Source organism: Methylobacterium ajmalii (genome assembly GCF_016613415.1).
Taxonomy (GTDB): Bacteria; Pseudomonadota; Alphaproteobacteria; order Rhizobiales; family Beijerinckiaceae; genus Methylobacterium; species Methylobacterium ajmalii.
In genome coordinates, this window is sequence record NZ_JACWCT010000042.1 from 77,957 (window position 1) to 99,949 (window position 21,993).

13 protein-coding genes and 1 pseudogene are annotated in these 21,993 nt (G+C 73.9%); 7 read left to right on the forward strand and 7 right to left on the reverse strand.

Annotated features, from left to right (window positions below):
- Positions 1–20 precede the first annotated feature (20 nt).
- Together HPY23_RS08070 and HPY23_RS08075 are read right to left on the reverse strand one after the other, a co-directional pair.
- Positions 21–4,328 (reverse strand): translocation/assembly module TamB domain-containing protein, encoded by a 4,308-nt coding sequence (locus HPY23_RS08070; protein WP_334318786.1) that lies wholly within the window; start codon positions 4,326–4,328, stop codon positions 21–23.
- 9 nt (positions 4,329–4,337) lie between these two features.
- A complete protein-coding gene (locus HPY23_RS08075; RefSeq protein ID WP_091882362.1) occupies positions 4,338–6,353 on the reverse strand; it encodes an autotransporter assembly complex protein TamA in 2,016 nt (671 codons plus the stop codon).
- 425 nt (positions 6,354–6,778) lie between these two features.
- Here HPY23_RS08075 and HPY23_RS08080 point away from each other — a divergent pair, with 425 nt between their 5' ends.
- Together HPY23_RS08080 and HPY23_RS08085 are read left to right on the forward strand one after the other, a co-directional pair.
- Positions 6,779–7,675 carry a histone deacetylase family protein gene (locus HPY23_RS08080; protein WP_091882365.1) on the forward strand — a complete coding sequence of 299 codons (897 nt, stop codon included), beginning with the start codon at positions 6,779–6,781 and terminating at the stop codon, positions 7,673–7,675.
- Between the two features lie 94 nt (positions 7,676–7,769).
- A complete protein-coding gene (locus HPY23_RS08085) occupies positions 7,770–7,922 on the forward strand; it encodes a hypothetical protein (protein WP_048425481.1) in 153 nt (50 codons plus the stop codon).
- 313 nt (positions 7,923–8,235) lie between these two features.
- Here HPY23_RS08085 and HPY23_RS08090 read toward each other — a convergent pair whose 3' ends face one another.
- A complete protein-coding gene (locus HPY23_RS08090) occupies positions 8,236–9,144 on the reverse strand; it encodes a DUF6925 family protein (RefSeq protein ID WP_091882368.1) in 909 nt (302 codons plus the stop codon).
- Positions 9,145–9,231: 87 nt separating this feature from the next.
- Here HPY23_RS08090 and HPY23_RS08095 point away from each other — a divergent pair, with 87 nt between their 5' ends.
- From HPY23_RS08095 to HPY23_RS08110, 4 genes are all read left to right on the forward strand, one after another.
- Entirely contained in the window at positions 9,232–10,035 is an 804-nt protein-coding gene (locus HPY23_RS08095; protein WP_082742573.1) for a DUF502 domain-containing protein, read from the forward strand.
- A 91-nt stretch (positions 10,036–10,126) separates the two neighbouring features.
- Entirely contained in the window at positions 10,127–12,097 is a 1,971-nt protein-coding gene (locus HPY23_RS08100; protein ID WP_091882370.1) for an alpha/beta hydrolase domain-containing protein, read from the forward strand.
- A 261-nt stretch (positions 12,098–12,358) separates the two neighbouring features.
- Positions 12,359–13,441 (forward strand): fatty acid desaturase, encoded by a 1,083-nt coding sequence (locus HPY23_RS08105; protein WP_091882372.1) that lies wholly within the window; start codon positions 12,359–12,361, stop codon positions 13,439–13,441.
- A gap of 134 nt (positions 13,442–13,575) precedes the next feature.
- Positions 13,576–14,073, forward strand: coding sequence for a DUF3617 domain-containing protein (locus HPY23_RS08110; protein ID WP_091882375.1), 498 nt, complete (start codon positions 13,576–13,578; stop codon positions 14,071–14,073).
- Between the two features lie 141 nt (positions 14,074–14,214).
- Here HPY23_RS08110 and mfd read toward each other — a convergent pair whose 3' ends face one another.
- Positions 14,215–17,817 (reverse strand): transcription-repair coupling factor, encoded by a 3,603-nt coding sequence (gene mfd / locus HPY23_RS08115; protein WP_091882378.1) that lies wholly within the window; start codon positions 17,815–17,817, stop codon positions 14,215–14,217.
- 296 nt (positions 17,818–18,113) lie between these two features.
- Positions 18,114–18,410, reverse strand: coding sequence for an FAD assembly factor SdhE (locus tag HPY23_RS08120; protein ID WP_060847824.1), 297 nt, complete (start codon positions 18,408–18,410; stop codon positions 18,114–18,116).
- A 167-nt stretch (positions 18,411–18,577) separates the two neighbouring features.
- Between HPY23_RS08120 and recG the strand changes: the two genes are divergently transcribed.
- Positions 18,578–20,689, forward strand: a complete 2,112-nt coding sequence (gene recG / locus HPY23_RS08125) for an ATP-dependent DNA helicase RecG (protein WP_091882382.1) — start codon at positions 18,578–18,580, stop codon at positions 20,687–20,689.
- A gap of 76 nt (positions 20,690–20,765) precedes the next feature.
- Here the strand turns inward: recG and HPY23_RS08130 are convergent, their stop codons facing one another.
- Both HPY23_RS08130 and HPY23_RS08135 read right to left on the reverse strand, forming a co-directional pair.
- Entirely contained in the window at positions 20,766–21,110 is a 345-nt protein-coding gene (locus HPY23_RS08130) for a type 1 periplasmic-binding domain-containing protein (RefSeq protein ID WP_060847822.1), read from the reverse strand.
- Between the two features lie 198 nt (positions 21,111–21,308).
- Positions 21,309–21,993: pseudogene (locus HPY23_RS08135) on the reverse strand (AMP-binding protein); the annotation flags it as partial.

Below are 21,993 nucleotides of genomic sequence, written 5' to 3' on the forward strand. Positions count from 1 at the left end.
CGGAAAAAGCGGAAGCGCTACTAATACTCCCACTCCGCACCCACGCCCACGGCCGTCCGCCCGTCGGCCCCGGCCTCGCCCTGCACCTTGATCCGCCCGGTCACGTCGTACGTGATGGTCGCGGCGCTGTCCTCGGGCCGGGCGCCGGCGCGCACGCCGACATTGACCCGCTCGCCGAGCGCCCGCGACAGGCCGACCGCGGCGCCGCCCTTGGCGCCGGCCTGGATGTCGAGGCTGTCGAGGCCCAGGCCCTTGCGGGCGCTCTCGAACACGTCGGGGCCGCCGGCGCCGCCGGAGAGCTGGGCCACGGCCTGCGCCAGTTGCAGCGCCTGGAACGGCGAGAGGCCGCCGGACGCCTTCTTGAACAGGAGGCGCGACAGCACCTCGTCCTGCGGCAGCGGCGGCTCGGAGGAGAGCGCGAAGTCGGGCTGGTTGGCCGGGCCGGTGACGGCGATCTTGGCGGTCACGTCGCCGGCCTGGGACTGGGCCAGGAAATCGAGCTCCGGCGCCGTCAGGTCGCCCGCGAAGGTCAGGCGGCCGCGGGTGAAGTCGAGGCGCTGGCCGACGACCTGGATCCGGCCGCGGCGCATCGCGAAGGCGCCATTGGCCACCGGCGCCGCCGAGGTGCCGGTGAGCCGCAGGGACCCGCCGAGCTCGGCGTCGATGCCGCGGCCGCGCACGGTGATGCGGCCCGGCGCGTTCACCGTCAGGTCGAGGGCGGCGAGGAAGGGCGGCGCCTTGCGGCCGCGCCGCGCCGCCGCCGCGCGCTTGGCCCGCGCGTCGAGGCGCGCGCGCATCTGCGGCGGAGTGTTGACGTGGCGGATGCCCGGCAGCGGCTGGACGGTCGCGGGCAGGCGGTCGGGCACCGAGACGTCGAGGGAGACGACGTCGACCTGGCCGCCGACCCGCGGCGTGCGGGCGAGCGGCCCGGTCAGCGACAGGTTGAGGCCGGAGACGAGGGTCATCAGCGGGCTCGCGACCAGCTCGGCCCGATCGGCCCGGATGGTCAGGTTGCCGGGGAAGCCGGCGGCCGGCTCGACCGCGACGCGGCCCTGGACCTGGAGGGTGCCGCCGTTGCGGGTCGCCGCGGTCAGGCGCTCGATCACCAGGCTGTCGCCGCGGCCGGTGACGCGGCCCTGGATGTCGGTGAGGCGCACGCCGTTCAGCGGGTCGGTGAAGCTGCCGCCGGTGAGGACCGCCGAGCCGTCGATCCGCGGCGCCTGGAGGGTGCCGGTGACGCCGGCATCGAGGGCGACCCGGCCGGTCACCCGCTGGCCGCCGGTCGCCAGCATCGAGTTGGCCAGAGCCGCGTCGAGGGTCCCGCGGGCGCGCAGGGCGAGCGCGCCGCCGGGCTCGACCGGCACCGTGCCGGAGAGCGCGAGCTGCACGCCCTTTCCCGCCGTCACCGTGCCGTCGAGGCCGGCGCGGCCGTCCTCGATCCGCCCCGAGGCCCTGGCGTCGATCGGCGGCAGGCCGGCGGAGCGGGTCTCGGGCGTCACGAGGCGCGACACGCTCAAGGAATAGCGGCCCTCCGGGCTCGCCGCCGGTCCGGCGAGCGCGGCCTCGCCGTCGAGGGTGCCGGAGAGCGCCAGACTCGGCGCAGCGATCCGGGCGAGCGACAGCGGCACGGCCTTGAGGCCGAGGCGCACGTCGAGGCGCTTGCCCAATGTCCCGTCGAGGCTGGCCCGGCCGGATCCGGCGGCGATGGCGAGCCCCGAGACGCTCACGCCGTCGTCGCCGAAGGTGATCCGGGCCGGACCGGCGAGCGCCAGCCGGTCGGCCCCGCGCACGGCCGTGAGGCGCGCGAGGTCGAGGCGCGGGGGCTCGGCCGGAACAAGCCGGGCGGCGCCGTCGAGGGCGAAGCCCCGGGCCCGGGCCTGGAGCACGAGGTCGCTGCCGTCGGAGGCCGGCTTGGCGTCGAGGCGGATCGCCTCGATCGTCTCCGAGCCGGCGACGAGCCGGTCGGCGTTGAGCCTGCCCGAGACCCGCGGGCTCGCCCACAGGTCGGTGCCGGCGAGGTCGGCGTCGAGGCGCGACAGCGCCAGGGAGGCGGCGCGCACGCCCTCGCCGGTCGCCCGCACCCGGGCGTCCTGGCGGCCGCCGGCGCGGCTCAGGGTGATCGCCGCGTCGAGGCGGCCGGAGAGGCGGGTCAGCGCCAGGGCCGAGAGGTCGTCGAGGTTGCCGGCCTTGAGCGCCACCTCGCCCTCGGCGAGGCGCGAGGCCGGATCGACGGTGGCGCGGCCGGTGAGCGCGACCGAGCCGAGGCCGAGATCGAGCCGGTCGAGCAGCCAGTCGGCGCCGCGTCGGGCGAGGTGGAGGTTGCCGGCGAGCGGCTTGCCGTCGACCCGGCCGGACAGGGTGAGCGTGCCATCCAGGGCGCCGGTGGCGTCGGTCACGCTCGCCTTGGCGAGAAGGTCGCGGACCGGACGGCCCATGGCGCGGGCCTCCGGCGCCGCGAGCGCCAGGGCGAGGTCGGGGTGCTCGAGCGAGCCGGTGAGGCGGGCGTCGAGGCCGGCCTTCCCGGCGAGCTCGGGGTCGAGGGTGGCGAGGTCCGTGAGATCGACCCGGCCGGTCATGTCGGCCTTGGTCTCGGTGGCGCGGCCGTCGAGCGTCGCGGTGAGGGCCTGCCCGGTGAGCCGCGCCGCCTGGACGGCGTAGCCGTCGGGCAGCCGCGTCAGGCGGCCGGCAAAGCGCAGGTCGCGCCCGAGCGTCCGGTCGAGGGCGGGGGTGCCGAGATAGAGCTTCTCGGTGCTCGCCTCGACGTCGGCGGTGACGCCGGCCCGCCCCGGATCGCCGGAGAGCAGCGCCTTGGCGGCGACGCGGCCGCCGAGCGGCCGCCCGGCAGCGAGCGAGAACGCCGCGAGGTCGGGCAGGTCCGCCGTGAGCGTGCCCGCTACCACGTCGCGGCCGATCCGGCCGGTGTAGCGGGCGCTGGCGGTGGGGGCCTCGATCGTCACCGCGTCGAGGTCGGCGACGCCGTTCGGGTCGAGGCGGCCGACGAGGCGGAACGACGCCTTCGGGCCGACCGCGCGGCGCAAGGCGGGGTCGACGAGGTGCAGGCCGTCGACCTCGGCCTCGGCGGCGAGCCGGAAGGCCTGGCCCTCCTTGGTGCGCGGCAGGGGCGCGACCGTGAGGTCGGCGCTCGCCCGGCCGAGGCGGCTGCCCGCGGCCGAGAGGCCGGCGGCCTTCAGGGTGCCGCGCACGGCCGGCGCGTCGAGCGGCCCCTTCAGGGTCGCGTCGAGCATCAGCGATTCGAGAGTCGACTCGCCGGCCTTGGTCACGCCGCCCTCGGTCGGCAGCGCCCGGGCCTGGAGGGTCAGGTCGGCGTTGCGGGCGGCGTCGACGGCGCCGGCGAGCGCCAGCCGGGCGGTGCGGGAGGTGAGGTCGAACCGGTCGACCCGCACCGCCCCGTCGTCGGCGAAGCGCAGGGAGCCGTCGAGGCGGGTGGTGCCGGAGAAGACCGCGGCGAGGGGGCCGGGCATCAGCCCCTCGACCCGCGAGGCGAGGTCGAGGGTCATGCGCCGCTCGGGGCCCGCCCGGTCGATGCGGGCCCGGCCGTCGGCGCCGATGCCCTCGCCGGCCTTGAAGGCCAGGGTGGCGTTCCAGGCGTCGAGGGTGCCGTTGCCGTCGAGGTCGAGGGTCACCGGCGGCAGGCCGGGCAGGTTCATCAGCCGCGCCGCGAGCCCGCCGGCCGGCTCGTCGTGGGCGAGCTTCAGCTCGAGGCGCGCGGTGTCCGGCACGTAGGCGAGCTTGAGGGTGACGGTGCCGGGCTTGTCGAGACGGCGCAGGCCGAATCCGAGGTCGAGGCCCTCGCGCGGGTCGCCGAGGGTCGCCTGGCCGGCCCCGCCGATGCGGGCGGCCTCGCCGAGGACCGGCTCGCCGATGACGAGGTCGGTGAGCGCGAAGGCCTTCACCACCACCTTCACCGGCAGGTCGGGCAGCAGGGCCTCCTTGTCCTGCGCGGGCGGGGTGGCCGAGGGCACCGGCCGGCGCAGGACCTCCAGGCGCCCGATCTCCAGCCGGTCGATCTCGAGCCGGCGCGACAGGAGCGCCGTGCGCCGCCAGATCAGCCGCGCCCTGTCGAGCCGCAGCCAGACCCCGTCGCGGTCGGCGATGGCGACGTCGCGGATGGTCGCGTCGGACGACAGGGCCCCGTCGACGCCGCCGATCGAGACCCGCGAGGTCGGGGTCGAGAGGGCGCGCGACAGGAGGTCGCCGAGGATCGTGGTCTCGCCCTCGGCCGCCTCGCCGGTGGCGGCGTGGCCGAGCCAGGCCAGCGCCAGCAGGACGGTCGCGACGGCGGCGGTGAGGAGGCGCGAGGCCCGCATCTGCATCATTCAGAAGGCCTGGCCGAGGCTGATGTAGAGGGCGACCGGCGGCTGCTTGAGCTGCTTGTCGGGGTTGAGCGGCACCGCGAGATCGACCCGGATCGGGCCGATGCCGGTGTAGTAGCGGAGCCCCAGGCCCGCCGCGACGCGGATGCGCTCGTCGAAATCCGGCAGCGACCCGGCGAACGCCGTGCCGGCATCGACGAAGGGCACGATGCCGATCGTGTCGGTGATCTTGATCCGGCCCTCGACGGAGCCCTCGAGCAGCGAGCGCCCGCCGATCGGCAGCTGGTAGGGGCCGATCGGCCCGACGGTGCGGTAGGAGTAGCCGCGGATCGAGCCGCCGCCGCCGGCAAAGAAGCGCAGCGAGGCCGGCACGTCGGCGAGGTTGGCGCCGCTGATCGAGCCGAAGCCGAGGCGCGCGGCCAGGATGTAGCGGCCCGCGTCGTCGAACGAGTAGTAGGTCGAGCCTTGCGCCTTGGCGAGGAGCAGGTCCGGGCTGTTGCCGAGACCCGCATAGGGCGTGAGCGAGGCGGTGACGCGAAACCCCTTTGTCGGGTCGAGGAGGCTGTCGGTCGAATCGTAGGTGACGCCGGCATTCAGGCCGACGAGGCCGTAATCGACACGGCCCAGCGCGTCCCGGTCCGAGCCGAAGCGGCCGTCGAGCCCGACCTGGGCCGAGAACGCGTCGGCGAAGCGGCGCCGGATCGCCACCGTGCCGCCGGCGGCGTCGCTGAGATAGGATTGCTGCACCTCGCGGCCGACGAAGGCGCTGGCGAGCAGGTCGTTGCGGGTGCCGAACAGGGCGGGCTTGACGAAGGTGGCGGCGAGCCGGCCGCCCAGCCCGTTGGTCTCGATGCCCGCGAGCTTGCGGCGCCGGGCGTAATAGTCGGTGCCGAGCCCGAGATAGGACAGGTCGGCGTCGATCCGCAGGGTCTCGCCGCCGCCGAACAGGTTGCGGTCGGCCCAGTAGGCGCGCACGCCCGGCCCGTCGACGGTGGAGTAGCGCGCCGAGACGCCGACGATGTGGCGCGCCCGCTCCGTCACGTCGACGAAGACCGGCAGCGTGCCGTCGGGGTCGAGCGCCGTGCCCTCGCGCACCCGCACGCCGCCCAGCGCCTCGATGCGCGAGACCGAGCGGCGGATGTCGGACAGCGCCTGCGGCGAATAGGGATCGCCCGGCTCGGCGTAGATGAACGAGCGCACCACCGCCGGATCGACGGTCTTGGTGCCCCGCACCGTCACGGCGCCGATCGCCGCCTTGGGGCCTGGATCGACCACGAAGGTCACGTCCATGACGTGGGCGGTGTCGTCGACCACCGGCTCGCGGCGCAGCACCTTGGCGAAGGGGTGGCCGTCGCGGCGGAAGGAATCGACCACGGCCGCCTCGCGGGCCAGCACCGTGGCGGAGCGGGCCGGCACCTCGCCGTCGATGCGGGTCAGGCGCTCCGGCACCGCCCCGGGGCCGAAGGGCAGGCCGGACGGATCGAGCACCGCGATCCGGCGCAGGTGGTAGAGCGGACCCTGGTCGACCGTGATCCGCACCGCCACGAGGCTGCGGTTGCGCGCGGCCTCGGCGGCCCGCACGGCGGAGCGCGCCGCCGCGTCGCCGCCCAGCACCACGTCCTCGATGCGGAAGGTCGCCGTGCCGGCATAGTAGCCGAAGCCCGAGAGCGCATCGACGAGGCGCGGCGCGTCGGCCTCGGCCCGGCGCAGCAGGCCCTCGCCGTCGGGCGGCGCGTCGTTGCGCAGGCGGTAGAGGCCCGACGTGTCCTTGAGCGCCTGGAGCAGGTCCTCGTCCTCGACGCCCTGGAAGCGGACGGAATAGGGCAGGGCGGCCGCGCTCGGGGCCGGCGGCGCCTCCTCGGCGCCGAACAGCCCGAACAGGTCGAAGGCCCGGGCGGGCTCCGCCGTCCCGAGGCCGAGCGCGAGCGCGATCCCCACCGCTCCGGTGCGACCCAGTTCGCGACCATACCTGGACGGGCGCTCCCGCAGAGCGCCACGACGTTCGACCCGACTCCGCATGCCCCCCGGCCGTGCTGCCGGCGCCGCCCGACGGGACGGTGCCGAAAAAAACCCACCTCACGCCCGCGGCGCGCCCGATTGAAAACCCACCCGTGGAATGCCACGATCGGCAGGTCCACTCCTCCGAAACACGGCCTTCCGCAAGGTCTCCCTGCCGCAACAACCACGCACGAGGGTCGGGGGAATTCGTGTCCAAACCGTGTCCGCTTCCGGACCCGATCCTGGGACAAGCTAGAGCATTCATGCGTCCGAGGGGAGGAGGCGGGGCCCGGAAGCGGGGTTCCGGCCGTGATCGCGGGGGGCGCCAACCCGCGGGGAGGACGGCAGGATCGCCGATGCCCGCGGCGCGCGGTCGCGCCCGCCCCCGGGCCGGCCGGCGCGTTGAGCGGGTCCGTGCCATCCCCGCTGTCCACAGGGCCGAAGTCATGCTTCCCGTCGTGTTCCACCCGGCCTACGAGGCGCCGCTGCCGGAGGGGCATCGCTTCCCGATGGGCAAGTACGGGCGCCTGGCCGAGACCCTGCGGGAGCGCGGCCTCGTACCCGAGGGCTTCGTGACGCCGCAGCCCGCAGGCCCGGACCTGATCCGCCTCGCCCACGACGCGACCTACGTCGAGCAGGTCGTCACCGCGACCGTGCCGCGGGCGATCGAGCGGGCGATCGGCCTGCCGGTCGACGACGGGGTGGCGCGGCGCTCGCTGGCCTCGGCGGGCGGCACGCTGCTCGCCGCCCGGCTGGCGCTCGAGCACGGGCTCGCCGGGAGCACCGCGGGCGGCAGCCACCACGGCAGGCGGGCGGCGGGCGGGGGGTTCTGCGTCTTCAACGACGTGGCGGTGGCGGCGCTCGCCCTCAAGCGCGAGGGCACGATTCGCCGGGCGCTCGTCCTCGACCTCGACGTCCACCAGGGAGACGGCACCGCCGACTGCCTGACGCACGAGCCCGACCTGTTCACCTTCTCGATGCACGCCGAGAAGAACTACCCGACCGACAAGGTGCCGGGGGACCTCGATGTCGGCCTGCCCGACGGGCTGGGCGACGACGACTACCTGGCGGCGCTCGCCCTCCACGTCCCGCGCCTCCTCGACGGCATCCGGCCCGACCTGGTGTTCTACAATGCCGGGGTCGATCCCCACCGCGACGACCGCCTCGGCCGCCTGGCGCTGACCGACGAGGGCCTGCGCCGGCGCGAGGCCTATGTCGTCGGCGAGGTGCATCGCCGGGACATCCCGCTCGCCGCGGTGATCGGCGGCGGCTACGCCACCGACGTCGCGGCGCTGGCCGCCCGCCACGCCCTGGTGTTCGAGGCGATGGCCGAGCGGGCGTGACGACGGACACGAGCGCGTCCGGGCGCGGAACGGCCGAGGCTGTTCGGCCGTTGATGCCCCGAGACCGCAACGCCCTCACACCTCGGAGGATACGATGAGCCTGATCGGCCGGATCGTCACCAAGATCCTGGGCAACGACGACCCCCGCATCCGCCCGGACGGACGCAGCCCCTACGACGACCGGGTCGCCTACAACGACTCGGGCAACCTCGTCGGCCGCCTGGTGACCAAGATCCTGCGTCGCTAGCGCATCGCGTCGCGCGCACCGGATCGCGCCGCTGACGTAACGCTCCTGGATGCGTCCCACAGCACCCCCGCCGGTCCCGGCGGGGGTGCTGCCGTTTCGGGGGGATCGGCCCGGCTTCACGGAAAATCCACCAACGTGCGTTTTCGCACTTGCGAAGGCCGCTCCGGTCCCTATTTTCGGATGGGCAGGGACGCGATGGCGTCGCGGCCCTGCTGCCCTCTTTGGGCGTTTCCTCCCTAGACTTCGGGCCGCCTCGCAAGGGCGGCCTTTTTTCTTTGTCGTGGACCGTTCGCGACCGCGCTTTGGGGCCGCCTCAGGCCGAGGCCAGATGGCGCCGCTGGGCCCGTGCCACCCGCGCCACCGCCCGGGCCGCTCGCGTCCGCGGCACCACCGCCTCGCCGGCGAGGACCCGCCGCTTGAGCGCCACCAGCTCCGGATCGCCGAAGCGCGCCAGCAGCGCCTCGAACGCCGCGTGTCGCGCGAGGTCGTAGCCGCCCCCGTCGAGCGGGTGGGGCGGGTGGAGATGGATCACCGGGGCGAGGCCGGCGGGGATCGGCGCCGTGGCGGCGTGGAGCCGGCCGAGGCGCAGCAGCCGGTCGAACCACTGCGCCCGCGGGCCCGGACGGGCGTCGGGCAGAACGGCCTCCGAGACGACCTCCAAGACGACCTCCAAGACGACCTCGATGCGGTCGCGCCCGCTCTCCGCCACCAGCACGGCGCCGAGCCCCGGCAGGGCGGCCCAGAGGGCGGCGTCGGCCGGGCGGCCGCAGGCGGCGCGGAGCCGCGAGACCGCCTCCTCCCGCACCCGGGCCATGAGCCGGGCCTGGCGCAGCGGCAGGCCGAGGCAGAACAGCACGCCGTCGCGATCCCCGGCCCGCGCCGCCGCGTGGTCGCGGCCGCGCTCGCTCACGACCGGGGCGGGGCAGGGCGGCAGGAGGGGGAGCGGCCGGCACAGGGCGAGGGCCTGGCTCCAGGCCTCGCCGCCGAGCGCGGTCTCGTAGGCGACCGGCACGAGGGTGTCGGCCTCCCCCAGCACCAGGGCGCCGCGGGACGTGACGAGGCCGGGGCGCCCGCCGCAGGGCGGGGTCGCGGGCTCGCCGGGATCGCGCCGGAAGGTGGCCCCCGCCCCGTAGCCGCCGAGGCTCCAGCCCGTGGCCGGATCGGCGAGCGCCCGGTCGAGGACGGCGCGCAGCGCGGTGCCCGGTCCGGCGGGATCCGACAAAGGGTCTTCCCCGCCTTGAGCGCAACGCAGCAAACCGCTACCTCTTCACGGGCAGGGGGCGCCCGCCCGGGTCGAGAATCGCACATCGTGTCGGAACCGTCGCCGCCGCTCGCCGATCCGGATTCCCCGCTCGCCCGCAAGAGGGTCAGCGTCCGGGGACGGCTGCGCAACTACTTCTTCACCGGCGTGATCGTCGCCGGCCCGCTCGCGATCACGATCTACATCACCTGGTGGTGCATCAGCCTGATCGACGGCTGGGTCAAGCCGCTGGTCCCCTCGGCCTACCTGCCGGACCATTACCTGCCCTTCAGCGTGCCGGGCCTCGGCCTCGTCATCGCCTTCGTGGCGCTGACGACGCTCGGCGCGCTCACCGCCAACCTCGTCGGCCGCTCGGTGGTGGAGTTCGGCGAGGTGCTCCTCGCCCGCACGCCGGTGATCTCGGGCCTCTATCGCGGCCTGCGCCAGGTGTTCGAGACCCTGTTCTCGACCAGCGGCACCTCGTTCCGCACCGTCGGCCTGGTCGAGTTCCCGGTGAAGGGCACCTGGTCGATCGTCTTCCTGTCGGCCCCGGCGGGCCCGGACGTGCAGGGCGCCCTCGGAGCCGGAAACGAGCATGTCGGGGTGTTCCTGCCCTGCGCCCCGAACCCGACCACCGGCTTCTTCTTCTACCTGCCCCGGTCCGAGGTGATCGAATTGTCGATCAGCGTCGACGACGCGGCCAAGCTCGTGATGTCGGCCGGCGTGATCCAGCCCGAGGACCCGCAGAGCCGGCTCCAGGCCATGGCGGCGGGCCTGCGCGTCGCGCAGGTGGGGCCGATCCAGCCCAGACCCTCGGCCAATTCCCCGGCAAGCCCCGCGGCGATGCCGGCGCGGGACCGGATGGACGCCTGACCGGACGGGCCTCCCGCGCATCGACAACGCCCCGCTTCCGTGCTCCCTGTCGTCATCGGCCGGAGCAACAGGCCGGACACGGGGGGATGGGATGCGGACCACGCGGATTCTGGCCGGGGCGCTCGGCTGGTCCCTCGGCGGCCTCGCGGTGGCGGCGCCGGCCGAGGCGCGCATCACGGCGATCGAGGTCACGGCGATCGAGCCCTTCGCCGAGGGTGCCGCCTGGGGCGAGGCGGGGGCCTACGAGCGCGTCGTCGGCACCGCCCGGGGCGAGCTCGACCCGGCCGATCCGGCCAATGCCGGCATCGTCGACCTCGTGCTGGCGCCCCGCAATGCGGCCGGGATGGTCGAGTACGCGACCGACCTGTTCCTGCTGCGCCCGAAGGACCCGGCCCGCGGCAGCGGCACCCTGCTGTTCGAGGTGCCGAACCGCGGCCGCAAGTTCCTGTTCAACTGGATCATGGACGCCAGGCCGGCCGCCGGGCTGACGGCGATCAACGATCCGCGCAGCGCGGCGGATGCCGGCACCGGCCTGTCCCTGCGCCGCGGCGACACCCTGGTCTGGGCCGGCTGGGAGGCGAACGCCCTGCGCCAGCAGGGCGGCATGGCGATCGACCTGCCGGTGGCGACCCGCAACGGCCGGCCGATCACCGAATGGGTGCGCGACGAACTGGTGAGCGCCACCCGCGGCCCGCCGGAGGCGCCGTTCTTCCTCGCCTTCGAGGCGACGCAGGACGTCGTTCCCGATCCGGACGACGCCCCCCGGCTCACCGTGAAGCGCCGCGAGCCCGACGCCGCCCGGCCGGTGCCGCCGCAGGCCTGGCGCCTCGCCGGCCCGCGCCAGGTCGAGCTGCTGCCCAAGGGCACCAAGCCCGGCCCGGGCACGATCTACCAGCTCACCTACCGCACCACCGGCCCGAAGGTGCAGGGCATCGGCTTTGCCGCCGTGCGGGACGTGGTGGCGCATCTGCGCACCGGGACCGAGGCGGGCACGATCCGCCACACCGTCGCGCTCGGCATCTCGCAGAGCGGACGCTACCTGCGCGACTTTATCCACCAGGGCTTCAACCGCGACGAGAGCGGCCGGCGGGTCTTCGACGGGGTGCTGGCCCACATCGCCGGAGCGGGCGGGATCTTCCTCAACGCCCGCTTCGCCCAGCCCTCGCGCACCAACACCCAGCACGAGGACCACCTCTACCCCGAGAACGCCTTCCCGTTCTCGGCCGCCGCGCAGCACGACCCGGTCACCGGCCGGCGGGGATCGCTCCTGCGCGGCGACGCCTCGGACCCGCTGCTGATCGAGGTCAACACCAGCACCGAGTACTGGCAGAAGGGCGCCTCGCTGCTCACCACCGATCCCCTCGGGCGCGCCGACGTGGCGCTGCCCGACAAGACCCGCGCCTACCTGATCGCGAGCGGCTTCCACAACGGCCGCGCCCACCTGACCAACGCCAGGGGCGCCTGCCTGAACCCGCGCAGCACGCTCAGCTCCGGCCCGGCGCTCCGGGCGCTCCTCGTCGCCCTGGAGGAGTGGGTCGCCACCGGCCGGGCCCCGCCCGAGAGCCGGGTGCCGCGGGTCGCGGACGGCACCCTGGTCGCGCCGGAGGCGATCGGCTTTCCCTACGTCCCGGGCGTGCCGGTCCCGGGCGCCGTCAACGCGGTCGCGCGGTTTGCGACCTACCTCGATCCCCGCCCCGAAGCCGGGCCGCAATACCGGCCGCTGGTCCCGCGGGTCGATGCCGACGGGCACGAGGTCGCGGGCATCCGGCTCCCCGCCTTGGCCGCGCCCCGCGCGACCTACACCGGCTGGAACCTCTACGCCGACCCCTATCCGACCGGCGTGCTCTGCGACCGCGACGGCAGCGAATTCGCGCTCGCCCGCACCAGGGCGGAGCGGGAGGCGAGCGGCGATCCGCGGCCCTCGCTCGAGGAGCGCTACCCGGACAAGGCGGCCTACGCGGCGGCGGTGGCGCAGGCGGCCGACACCCTCGTCGCCGAGCGGCTGCTGCTGCGGGAGGATGCCGACCGGATGAGCGCGGCGGCGCGGGAGGACGCGCCGTAACGGCACCGCCCGGCGAGGGACGCGATCGTGCCGCGGGCCGACCGCCCTCCCGGCCGGCGCGAAGAGTGCTACAGGTGCCGGCCGGGGCGACGATCCGGCCGGCCTTCGCATCACGAGCCCCGACCGTGGGTCGGACGGATCCGGGCTCGTCCTCCGAGAAACTGCCTTTCGGCCGGCGCCGGCGGATCTCCGCCCCCCGGCCTCCACCCGGTCGGGGTCGCCCGCGACCGCCCGCTCGACAGACAGGATCGCCTCCCTCCCGTGACCGACGATACTTCGCACCCCGCCGCGTCCAGCCGGGCCGGGGACGGGACCTCTCGGCCCGACGTCGCGGCCCTCGCCCGCGAGGTCGCCCGCCATTGCGCGGCCTACCGCGACCCCGTCCCACGGCTCGCCGTGCGGCAGGTCGCCAACACCCTGCTGCCCTACCTCGCCGTCTGCGCGCTGATGCTGTGGGCGGCCGCCGCCGGCCACGCGCTCTGGGCGCTGCCGCTCGCCGTGCCGGCCGGCGGCCTGCTGGTGCGGCTGTTCATCATCCAGCACGATTGCGGGCACGGCTCGTTCCTGCCCTCGCGCGCGGCCAATGACGGGCTCGGGCGGGTCTTGAGCCTCCTGACGGTGACGCCCTACGACAGCTGGAAGCGGGCGCATGCCCTCCACCACGCCTCGACCGGCGACCTCAGCCGCCGCGGCACCGGCGACATCCACACGCTGACCGTGCGCGAATACCTCGCCCTGTCGCGCTGGCAGCGGCTGCGCTACCGCCTCTACCGCAACCCGTTCATCCTGATCGTCCTCGGCTCGCCGCTCAACTTCCTGGTCCTGCAGCGGTTTCCCTCCGGCGTCGGCCTGCCGTGGCGCACCGCGTGGCGGGACGTGCTCGGCCTCGACCTCGCGCTCGCCGGGCTCGTCGGGCTGCTGGCGCTTGCCACCGGCGGGATCGGGCCGGTGTTGTGGGTGCTGCTGCCGGTCGTCAGCGTCGCCGCCTGGATCGGCGGCTGGCTGTTCTACGTCCAGCATCAGTACGAGGAGACGGTCTGGGAGGGCCCCGAATCCTGGGACTTCCACCGCGCGGCGCTCGGCGGCAGCTCGTACTACGTCCTGCCGCGGGTGCTGCAATGGTTCACCGGCAATGTCGGCCTGCACCACGTCCACCACGTCAACAGCCGCATCCCGAACTACCGCCTCCAGGAATGCCTCGACGGCCACGCGACGCTGGGCGAGGTCGGCCGCCTGACGCTCCGCGACAGCCTGCGCTGCCTCGGGCTCGCCCTGTGGGACGAGGAGGCCCGCAAGCTGATCGGGTTCTCGGGGCTGCGGACCGCGGCGGCGCAAGGAGCGTGACCGGGTGAGGGAGCCGGCGATCCCGCCGGTTCCCCCGAGGGCCGGGCCGGCCCGGCCTTGAGCGCCTAGGCCACCTGGGCTAGTCCTCCGCGCCGATGCGGCCCGGACGGCCGCGCGAAACCCAGGGAGGCTCCATGCCCATGCGTGTGATCGGTGGCGGACTCGTCGGACTCACCCTCGTCGCGGCGAGCACGCTGGCCGCCGCCGAGACCCTGCCGACGCGCAAAGCCGGCCTGTGGGAGAGCAAGACCGTCTCGGCGGAGGGCAGCACGACGGCGCGCCAGTGCATCGACGAGAAGACCGACCAGCTGGCGCAGGGCGCGCTCGGGGCCGGCCAATGCGCCAAGCGCGTCTTCACCAAGACGAGCGCCGGTTACACCGGCGAGACCGAGTGCAAGATGGGGGCGATCTCGGCCTCCGGCACCAGCGTGATCACCGGCGACTTCGCCAGCAAGATCCATCTCGACGTCGACACGACGCTCACCGGCATTCCCGGCATGAAGGAGCCCGTCCGCCGCAAGATGGCGATCGACGCCACCTATCTCGGCCCCTGCGAGGCGGGGCAGAGCCCGGGCGACATCATCCTGCCGGATGGGAAGATCGTGAAGATGCCGCAGGTGGGGCCGCGGTAGGGGTCGGGCGATCCTGCCCTGCCGCACCGAGGCCGGGCGGCATAATCGCTCCTCGCAAGACTTTCCCTCTCCCGGATCCCCTTCCGCTGTCACGACGGCCGCCCGGGAAAGGGGGACGGGTCGAAGCCGTCCCCACGCCCCTCACGCCGCCTTCTTCCGCGTGATCAGCTTCACCAGGTCCCGCAAAATCCCCGTCGTCTCCTTCAGCCGCTCCGCCACCGTCGCCAGATCACGGATGAACACCACGCTCATGTCCGGGCGCACCTTGGCGAAGGAGCGCTGGTCGGCGATGTAGCCGGCGAGCTTGGCCGGGTTGGCGAAGGACCGGTCGCGGAAGTGCATGACGATGCCCTTCGGGCCGGCCTCGACCTTCTCGACGTTGGTCTGGCGGCACAGGATCTTGATCGTCACGATCTTCAGGAGCTCTTCCACCTCCGGCGGCAGCGGGCCGAAGCGGTCGATCAGCTCGGCGCCGAAGCTCTCGAGCTCGCGGTCGTTCTCCAGCGTCGCGAGGCGGCGGTAGAGGCCGAGCCGCACCGAGAGGTCCGCGACGTACTCCTCCGGCATCGTGACGGGCGCGCCGAGCGCGATGGTCGGCGACCATTGCTCGTCGGTCGGCAGCGCGTTGCCGGATTTGAGCGCCGCGACCGCGCTCTCCAGCATCTGCTGATAGAGCTCGTAGCCGACCTCCTTGACGTGGCCGGACTGCTCGTCGCCGAGCAGGTTGCCGGCGCCGCGGATGTCGAGGTCGTGGCTGGCGAGCTGGAAGCCGGCGCCCAGCGTGTCGAGGGATTGCAGAACGCTCAAGCGCCGTTCCGCCTGCACCGTCAGGGGCTTGCCCTCGGGGGTGGTGAACAGCGCGTAGGCCCGGGCCTTGGAGCGGCCGACGCGGCCGCGCAGCTGGTAGAGCTGGGCGAGGCCGAACATGTCGGCGCGGTGGACGATCAAGGTGTTGGCGGTCGGGATGTCGAGGCCCGATTCGACGATCGTGGTGGCGAGCAGGATGTCGTACTGGCCCTCGTAGAAGGCCGTCATCACGTCCTCGAGCTGGCCCGCCGCCATCTGGCCGTGGGCCACCGCCACCTTGGCCTCGGGCACCTCGCGGTCGAGGAAGCGCTTGACCTCCTCCAGGTGCTCGATGCGCGGCACGACATAGAAGGCCTGGCCGCCGCGATAGCGCTCGCGCAGGAGCGCCTCGCGGATCGAGAGCGGGTCGAACGGCATCACGAAGGTGCGCACGGCCAGCCGGTCGACCGGCGGCGTCGCGATGATGGAGAGTTCGCGCACCCCCGTCATGGCGAGCTGCAGCGTGCGGGGGATCGGCGTGGCGGAGAGCGTCAGGACGTGGACCTCCGCCTTCAGCGCCTTCAGCCGCTCCTTGTGGGAGACGCCGAAATGCTGCTCCTCGTCGATGATGATGAGGCCGAGATCCTTGAAGGCGATGTTCTTGGCGAGCAGGGCGTGGGTGCCGACCACGATGTCGACCGAGCCGTCGGCCAGGCCCTCGCGGACCTTCTTCAATTCGGCGTTGCTGACGAAGCGCGAGGCCTGCGCGACGTTGACCGGCAGGCCCTTGAAGCGGGCCTCGAAGGTGCGGGCGTGCTGGCGCGCGAGAAGCGTGGTCGGCACCACCACGGCGACCTGCTTGCCCGAGAGCGCGGTGACGAAGGCGGCGCGCAACGCCACCTCGGTCTTGCCGAAGCCGACGTCGCCGCAGACCAGCCGGTCCATCGGCCGGCCCGAGGTGAGGTCGCCCAGCGTCGCGGCGATCGCCGCCTCCTGGTCCTCGGTCTCCTCGTAGGGGAACCGGGCGGCGAACTCGCCGTAGGTGCCCTCGGGCGGGGCCATCTTGGGCGCCGACTTCAGGAAGCGCTCGGCCGCGACCTTGATGAGGGCGCCGGCCATCTCCATGATCCGGCGCTTGAGCTTGGCCTTGCGCGCCTGCCAGGCCCCGCCGCCGAGCTTGTCGAGGGCGACGTCGGCATCCTCCGAGCCGTAGCGGGTCAGGAGCTCGATGTTCTCGACCGGCAGCAGCAGCAGGCCGCCGCTATACTGGATCTCCAGGCAATCGTGCGGTGCGCCCGCCGCCGTCACGGTCTTGAGGCCGACGAACCGCCCGATGCCGTGATCGGCATGAACCACGAGGTCGCCGGGCGCCAGCGCCTGCACCTCCAGGATCACGTCCTGGGGGCGCTTGGCCTTGCGCTTGGGCCGCACCAGCCGGTCGCCGAGGATGTCGCCCTCGGCCACCACGGCGAGCTGGCCCGCCGAGAAGCCGCTCTCCAGGCCCCAGACCGCGACGCCGAGATCCTGGCCGCGCTTCATCGCCAGGATGTCGGAGAGCCGCGTGATGGTCTTGGGCTTGGGCAGGCCGTGCTCGGTCAGCACGCCGCAGAGCCGGTCGCGCGAACCCTCCGACCAGGCCGCCAGGACGACGTGATGGCCCGACGCCTGCATCTCGCGGATGTGGGTCACCGCCGCGTCGAAGACGTTGACGCCCTCCTGCGCCCGCTCGGGCGCGAAGCTGCGGCCGGGCACGCCCTCGCCGTCGATGAGCTTGCGGCCGGAGACCTCCGGCACGTCGAAGGGGGCAAGCCGGGCGACGGTCGCGCCCTCGATGCGCTTCGCCCACTCGTTCGGCGAGAGGTAGAGCGCGTCGGGTTTCAGGGGCTTGTAGGGCGCGGTGCCGCTCTGGCGCTCCTTCAGGGCCTCGCAGCGGGCGTCGTAGTATTCCTGCACCTGGGACAGGCGCTCGGCCACTGCGTCGTCGACCTGGTGGTCGAGGATGAGGGGCACGCCGGCGACGTAGTCGAACAGCGTGTCGAGGTGGTCGTAGAACAGCGGCATCCAGTGCTCGAGGCCGGCATAGCGCCGGCCCTCGCTGATCGTCTCGTAGAGCCGGTCGTCGCGGGTGGCGGCGCCGAAGGTCGTGACGTAGCCCTGGCGGAAGCGCCGGATCGTCTCGGTGGTGAGCTGCACCTCGCTCATCGGCACGAGGTCGAGGGAGCGCAGCTGCCCGATGGTGCGCTGGGTCTCGGGATCGAAGGCGCGGATCGATTCGAGGGTGTCGCCGAAGAAGTCGAGGCGGACCGGGTTCGGCAGTCCTGGCGGCGACAGGTCGATGATGCCGCCGCGCACCGCGTACTCGCCGGTGTCGCGCACGGTGCCGGTGCGCAGGAAGCCGTTGGCCTCGAGCCAGGCGACGATCTGGTCGGTATCGAGCGCATTGCCCGGCGCCGCCGAGAAGGTCTCGACGGCGATGCGGGATTTGGGCGGCACCCTTTGCACCAGGGCGTTGACCGTGGTGGTGAGGATGCGCGGCTTCTCGGCCGAGGAACGGGTGCGGGAAAGCCGCGACAGAGCGGTCATCCGCTGCGCCGCGATGGCCGCGTTGGGCGAGATCCGGTCGTAGGGCTGGCAGTCCCAGGCCGGGACGCTCATCACCTCGATCTCGGGCGCCACGAAGGCGAGCGCACTGGCGAAGGCCGCCGAGCGGGTGCCGTCGCGCGCGACGTGGACCAGGACCGCCGGCCCCTCGGAGACCTGCGACAGGGCCCGGGCGAGGTCGGCCACCACCAGGGCGTCGAACCCGTCCGGCACCCGCGCCAGCGTCGCGCTGTCGCCGGCCTTCAGCGCCTCCACGGCCTTGGTCAGCGCCGCGGATTTCGGCAGGGCGAAACGGGCGGCCGCGGGCTTCTTGACCGGCGCGGGCGGGGCGGGGGGCTTGGGGGCGGGCTTGGCCATCGGGTCTTCAGCGGGTCTTTTCAGGCGTGCGGGCGGGCAAGGGGCATCAACTGCGGGTCGTTGGATCGATCAATGCTTCAGACAAAGGCGCGGGACTTGAACCCTCCCCCCTCTGCGGGGGAGGGTGCCCCACGGAGCCGGGCGGGAGAGGGGAACCCGCTTCCGGATATAGCGGAACCGTTCTGAAGGGCGCTCCCTGGATCGGCGTCGCGCTGCCCCTCTCCCGGCTCACTGCGTTCGCCACCCTCCCCCGCGGAGGGGGGAGGGTTGACCCGCGCCTCACCTCGAAACCCGCCTCACAGGTCCACCGGCGCCCCGTGCTGGTGGAACGCCTTCATCCGGCGATAGACCGCGGTGTCGTAGTTCGACGGGGCCTCGGCCTCGTCGGTGATCCAGCGGAACAGGTCGCGGTCGGGCACCTCGATCAGGAGCTCGAAATCGTCGAGTTCCTCCTCCGTGAGGGTCCCGATCTCGGCATCCGCGAAGCGGCCCATGATCAGGTCCATCTCCCGGGTGCCCCGGTGCCAGGAGCGGTAGAGGGTGCGGCGGCGGCGCGGATCGAGGTCGGCGCTGGTGCGGGTGGTGCCGGTCATCGCGAGACAAGTCCTCGGGCTGGTCCGGACGGCTTTACCGCCCGGGGCGCGGGTGCGAAACCCTTCCCCGCCCATATGGGGCGCGAAGCACGCGATGCGACACGCAGCGTCCCGCAGCCGCGCCGCCGTGGTGTATAGAGCCCCGACCTCCCTCCGCTCCCGCCCCGATGTCGCTGCGTCCCTCCCTGCTCGATCCCCTGTTCGCCCCCGCGACCGTGTTGCCGGGGGCCGGTCCCAAGGTCGCCGTGCTGATCGACAAGCTCGTCGGCACGCCGGAGCGCCCGGCCCGGGTGGTCGACCTCCTGTTCCACCTGCCCCAGCGCGGCATCGCCCGGCAGCTGCGCGGCTCGATCGCCGAGGCGCCCCCCGGCGAGCCGGTGACGCTCGGGGTCACGGTGGTGGCCCACCGCCCGCCGCAGACGGCGGGCCGAAAGCCGTTCCGGGTGCTGGTCGAGGACCAGACCGGCGACATCACCCTGGTGTTCTTCAACCTGCCGCGCGCCCGCATCGAGAAGATGCTGCCGCTCGGCAGCCACCGCTACGTGTCGGGCCGGATCGAGCTGTGGGACGGCTTTCGCCAGATGGTCCACCCCTCCCGCATCCTCGACGAGAAGGGCCTGGCCGACCTGCCGGCGGTGGAGCCGATCTACGGCGCCACCGAGGGCCTGACCTCGCGGGCGATCGGCAAGCTCGCGGTCTCGGCCCTCGACCGGCTCCCCGTCCTGCCCGAGTGGCAGGACCGCGCCTTCCTCGACCGCCAGGGCTGGCCGGCCTTCGCCGATGCGCTGCGCACCGAGCACCGCCCGGCGGAGGCCGCCGAGACCGAGGAGGACCTCAAGACCCCGGCGCGCCGGCGCCTCGCCTACGACGAGCTTCTGGCCTCGCAGCTGGCGCTGGCGCTGGTGCGCAGCCGGATGCACCGTCCGCCCGGCCGCACCAATGTCGGCGACGGCGCCCTGTCGCGGCGGATCGAGGCCGCCCTGCCGTTCGGCCTCACCGGCGCGCAGACCCGCGCGCTCGCCGAGATCCGCGGCGACATGGGCTCGGACCGGCGCATGCTGCGCCTGCTGCAGGGCGATGTCGGCTCGGGCAAGACCGCGGTGGCCTTGCTCGCCATGGCGTCGGCGATCGAGGCCGGGCGTCAGGCGGCCATGATGGCGCCGACCGAGATCCTGGCCCGCCAGCACGCCGAGCGCCTGCGGCCGCTGGTCGAGACCGCGGGTTTGAGGCTGGCGCTGCTCACCGGCCGCGACCGGGCGGCGGAACGGCGCGCGACGCTCGCCGGCCTCGCCGACGGCTCGATCCACGTCGTCGTCGGCACCCACGCCCTGTTCCAGGACGACGTGGCGTTCCACGATCTCGGCCTCGCGGTGGTGGACGAGCAGCACCGCTTCGGCGTGCACCAGCGCCTGGCGCTCGGAGCCAAGGGCGCGGCGGTGGACGTGCTGGTGATGACCGCGACCCCGATCCCCCGCACGCTCGCGCTGACCTGCTTCGGCGACATGGAGGTCTCGGTCCTCGACGAGAAACCGGCCGGCCGCCAGCCGATCAAGACCGTGCTGGTCTCGACCGACCGCCTCGAGGAGGTGACGCTGGGGCTAGAGCGGGCGCTCGCCAAGGGCGACCGGGTCTACTGGATCTGCCCGCTCGTCGCCGAATCCGAATACGTCGACCTCGCCGCCGCCGAGGAGCGGTTCTCGGCCCTGCGCGAGCGCTTCGGCGAGGCGGTCGGCCTCGTCCACGGCAAGATGGCCGGCAAGGACAAGGACGAGGCGATGGAGCGCTTCGTCGCCGGCGAGACCAAGATCCTGGTCTCGACCACCGTGGTGGAGGTCGGCGTGGACGTGCCGGCGGCCACCGTGATGGTGATCGAGCACGCCGAGCGCTTCGGGCTGGCGCAGCTGCACCAGCTGCGCGGCCGGGTCGGGCGGGGCTCGGGCGCCTCGACCTGCCTGCTGCTGTTCAAGGGGCCGCTCGGCCAGGTGGCGCGAGCGCGCCTCGAGATGATGCGCGAGACCGAGGACGGCTTCCGCATCGCCGAGGAGGACCTGCGCCTGCGCGGCGAGGGCGAGGTGCTGGGCACCCGCCAGTCGGGGCTCGCCGCCTTCCGGCTCGCCCGGCCGGAGGTCGACGGCGACCTCATCGTGGCCGCCCGCGACGACGCCAAGCTCGTCGTCGAGCGCGATCCGGGGCTGAAGTCCGAGCGCGGCCAGGCCCTGCGGGCGCTGCTCTACCTGTTCGAGCGCGACGCGGCGGTGAAGCTGCTGCAGGCGGGGTGAGGGGAAACGAGGCCGCCCGCGGCCTCGTGTCGAAGCCAGAGCCTTGGGGACGACCGGGACGGTCCGGTCGTCGGGATCAGAATTCCGGCTCGTTCAGCACGCGCGTGCCGATGCGGCTCTGCAGGTCGATCGGGGCGCCGGTCTGCTGGCCGGCGGCGTCGACCTCGATCACCGGGACGCCGGCACCGCGAAGCCGCTCGCGCAGGCGCTCGGACTGGAGGCGGAAGGTGCCGCCGGTGTCGCGGCGCGGGACGTGCAGCAGCACGGCCGCGGGGTTCGGCATCATCGCCAGGACATCGTCCGCCGCCTCGAGCGAGGCGGTGACGCTGGCATAGCCCAGCTCGGCCAGCTCCGCGGAGAGGGCCCGGTCGACGGCGCGGTGGCCATCGTCCACGACGAGAACTTTTTGCAGCGCACCCATGTTCAAGCGTTAGCCGATCGCGCGCCTTTCGTGAAGGCACCGGGGCAGTAACGCCGTGAGCCGACAAAGGTTCACCGATCGGGGAGCGCCCGGCCGGGCGGCGGGAGCCGGAAGGAGCCTCCGGATCGGTGGCCAAACCCCTGCGGCAACAGGATTTTCCTGATGTTCGAGCGGGGCCGGAATTTTGCCGGCGCCGTGTCAGACCTCGGCGACCGCGGTGGCGACGCCGGCGAAGAGCGACGGCCGGAAGCGGGAGGGCATCCACCCGTCCTGATTTTCCTCCCGCGTGATACCGCGATGCAACATCCGGGCGGTGCAGGCCGCCCCGCGGAAGCTCAGGCGCCCGTCCGGGTCGCGGCGGAGCTGGACCAGCCCTGCCCGGTCCGCGATCCTCTCGGGAATCGGGGCGACGCGCTCGGGCGCCATCGCGGCCCTCTCGGGGGCCGCCAGGACGAGGCCGACATCCTGGGCGTCGCGCCGGCCGCACAGGAGCGCGGTCTCGTCGAAGGCCAGGATGTCGACGACGCCGGCCCGGCCCGGCAGGCGGCCGCTGAGGCGGCAGGGCGCCCGGTGGACGTAGGCCAGGGTGCGCAGGCGGCCCGCCACGGTGGTGCGGGCGAAGCCCGCCTCCATCCAGGCCGGAGCGACGAGGTGGGTCGGCACCGGCTGGTCGAGGGCGGCCGAGAGGGTGCCGGCCTCGAAGACCGGGTGGCATTCGAGGGTGGCGCCGGCGAGCAGCGCGGCGGCGAGCCCGGTGGCGAGGCCCTTGAGGTCGCTCGGCGGCATGAGGCTGAGGATCCGGTCGCCCGGCTCGACCCGCATCGGCGCCAGGCAGCCGGCGGCGGCGGCGGTCAGCGCCTCGGCCTCGCGGCGCACCGCCACG

Coding starts and splice junctions, on each gene's coding strand:
- HPY23_RS08070 (WP_334318786.1), bottom strand. CDS start 4,328: ATGCGGGCCTCGCGCCTCCTCACCGCCGCCGTCGCGACCGTCCTGCTG.
- HPY23_RS08075 (WP_091882362.1), bottom strand. CDS start 6,353: ATGCGGAGTCGGGTCGAACGTCGTGGCGCTCTGCGGGAGCGCCCGTCC.
- HPY23_RS08080 (WP_091882365.1), top strand. CDS start 6,779: ATGCTTCCCGTCGTGTTCCACCCGGCCTACGAGGCGCCGCTGCCGGAG.
- HPY23_RS08085 (WP_048425481.1), top strand. CDS start 7,770: ATGAGCCTGATCGGCCGGATCGTCACCAAGATCCTGGGCAACGACGAC.
- HPY23_RS08100 (WP_091882370.1), top strand. CDS start 10,127: ATGCGGACCACGCGGATTCTGGCCGGGGCGCTCGGCTGGTCCCTCGGC.
- HPY23_RS08110 (WP_091882375.1), top strand. CDS start 13,576: ATGCCCATGCGTGTGATCGGTGGCGGACTCGTCGGACTCACCCTCGTC.
- mfd (WP_091882378.1), bottom strand. CDS start 17,817: ATGGCCAAGCCCGCCCCCAAGCCCCCCGCCCCGCCCGCGCCGGTCAAG.
- HPY23_RS08120 (WP_060847824.1), bottom strand. CDS start 18,410: ATGACCGGCACCACCCGCACCAGCGCCGACCTCGATCCGCGCCGCCGC.
- recG (WP_091882382.1), top strand. CDS start 18,578: ATGTCGCTGCGTCCCTCCCTGCTCGATCCCCTGTTCGCCCCCGCGACC.
- HPY23_RS08130 (WP_060847822.1), bottom strand. CDS start 21,110: ATGGGTGCGCTGCAAAAAGTTCTCGTCGTGGACGATGGCCACCGCGCC.